Raw genomic sequence first — 1,699 nt, forward strand, 5'->3', positions numbered from 1 at the left:
CCCCGGCTAGACAATTTAATGTTAGTTTGTCTATGGATGTCTAACCGAAATTCCCCAATAATAAGTTCCCGAATGTGCACAACAACTAAAATAATTAATCTGTTTCGCAATAAAAATGATTTATCATAACCCATTATTGACATGAATTCAAAATCTATACAGAGAAATTATACACGGCGACGTTTTGGTGGACGACATCCGTTATGTGGAACAGGTGTAACATCCTTAATTGCAGTAACTTCAAGTCCTGCTGCTTGAAGTGCACGGATAGCAGCTTCACGTCCAGCTCCAGGTCCTTTTACAGTTACTTCAAGTGTTTTTAAGCCATTTTCTATAGAAGTCTTAGCAGCCGTTTCTGCAGCCATTTGAGCAGCAAAAGGAGTAGATTTTTTAGAACCTTTGAAACCTAATGCACCGGCGCTAGACCAAGAAATCGCGTTACCATGAACGTCAGTGATCGTAACGATTGTATTATTAAACGTTGAACGAATATGTGCAATACCAGACTCAATATTCTTTTTCACACGACGTTTACGTGTATTTGTTTTACGTGCCATTTCTTAAGAACCTCCTTTACTATTTCTTCTTATTCGCTACAGTACGACGTGGACCTTTACGTGTACGAGCATTATTTTTAGAATTTTGTCCTCGAACTGGTAATCCACGACGATGACGAATTCCTCTATATGAACCGATTTCGATTAGACGTTTAATATTTAATGATACTTCACGACGAAGGTCACCCTCTACTTTATAGCCGTCGATGATATCACGGATTTTCCCTAATTCTTCTTCAGTTAAATCACGCACACGAGTATCTTCTGAAACTCCTGCATCAGCTAGAATTTTCTCTGCTTTTGTGCGTCCAATACCAAAAATATATGTTAATGATACTACAACACGTTTATCACGAGGAATATCTACACCAGCAATACGCGCCATTATACGTGCACCTCCTTATGCTTATCCTTGTTTTTGTTTATGTTTTGGATTTTCACAAATAACCATTACTTTTCCATTTCTGCGAATAACTTTACATTTTTCACAAATAGGTTTAACTGATGGTCTTACCTTCACTGTTCTAACCTCCTTGGTAATAACGGAGTTTAATTATTTAAAGCGGTACGTAATCCGTCCGCGAGTTAAATCATATGGTGATAATTCTACAGTAACTTTATCTCCTGGTAAGATTCGAATGAAATGCATACGAATTTTACCTGAAACATGTGCTAACACTGTATGTCCGTTTTCAAGTTCTACCTTAAACATTGCATTTGGTAATGTTTCTACGACAGTACCTTCAACTTCAATTACATCGTCTTTCGCCATCTAAAAGCTCTCCCTTCTTCAAATCAGTAACTTGCTCATTGACAAACTTTGTTAATGCATAGCGCAATTTCCCGTTTGTCACACGACCAGTTTCACTTATACTGTTCTGAACTTCCGGAGATACGTAATCAAAAAACTCAAGGTGTTGAATATTCTTCTTTTTTGGCCGATCATATTTTCGCTTTTCTCCATCCGCAAGTAAAACAAATCGCTCATCAACACTTTTTATAATTATTGCATACTGTCCAGCGTCTCTGCCTTGAGTGATTAAAACAAACTGACCTATGCGCGGACTCGAATCAGAATCGTTCAACTATTATCACCTTCACTTAGGCTTTTGTTAAAATTTCATAACCAGTCTCTGTAATAA

Annotated in this window: 5 protein-coding genes; all 5 read right to left on the reverse strand. The window is 37.4% G+C overall.

The window, feature by feature from the left end; genetic code table 11:
* Positions 1 to 167 precede the first annotated feature (167 nt).
* Genes rpsK through JM172_RS18355 form a run of 5 tightly spaced genes read right to left on the reverse strand, consistent with a single transcriptional unit; the run spans position 168 to position 1,642 of the window.
* Positions 168 to 557: a 30S ribosomal protein S11 gene (gene rpsK, locus JM172_RS18335; protein WP_214483831.1), complete on the reverse strand. Its 390-nt coding sequence runs from the start codon at positions 555 to 557 to the stop codon at positions 168 to 170.
* Between the two features lie 19 nt (positions 558 to 576).
* The gene (gene rpsM, locus JM172_RS18340; protein WP_214483832.1) at positions 577 to 942 is read right to left on the reverse strand and encodes a 30S ribosomal protein S13; all 366 of its coding nucleotides are present in this window, start codon (positions 940 to 942) and stop codon (positions 577 to 579) included.
* Between the two features lie 21 nt (positions 943 to 963).
* Positions 964 to 1,077 (reverse strand): 50S ribosomal protein L36, encoded by a 114-nt coding sequence (gene rpmJ, locus JM172_RS18345; RefSeq protein WP_017473641.1) that lies wholly within the window; start codon positions 1,075 to 1,077, stop codon positions 964 to 966.
* A 33-nt stretch (positions 1,078 to 1,110) separates the two neighbouring features.
* Positions 1,111 to 1,329: a translation initiation factor IF-1 gene (infA, locus tag JM172_RS18350; RefSeq protein WP_003348578.1), complete on the reverse strand. Its 219-nt coding sequence runs from the start codon at positions 1,327 to 1,329 to the stop codon at positions 1,111 to 1,113.
* Positions 1,307 to 1,642: a KOW domain-containing RNA-binding protein gene (locus tag JM172_RS18355; RefSeq protein WP_214483833.1), complete on the reverse strand. Its 336-nt coding sequence runs from the start codon at positions 1,640 to 1,642 to the stop codon at positions 1,307 to 1,309. Before JM172_RS18355 ends, infA begins: the two co-directional genes overlap by 23 nt.
* Positions 1,643 to 1,699 lie beyond the last annotated feature (57 nt).

The organism is Bacillus sp. SM2101 (assembly GCF_018588585.1).
Classification (GTDB): domain Bacteria; phylum Bacillota; class Bacilli; order Bacillales; family SM2101; genus Nanhaiella; species Nanhaiella sioensis.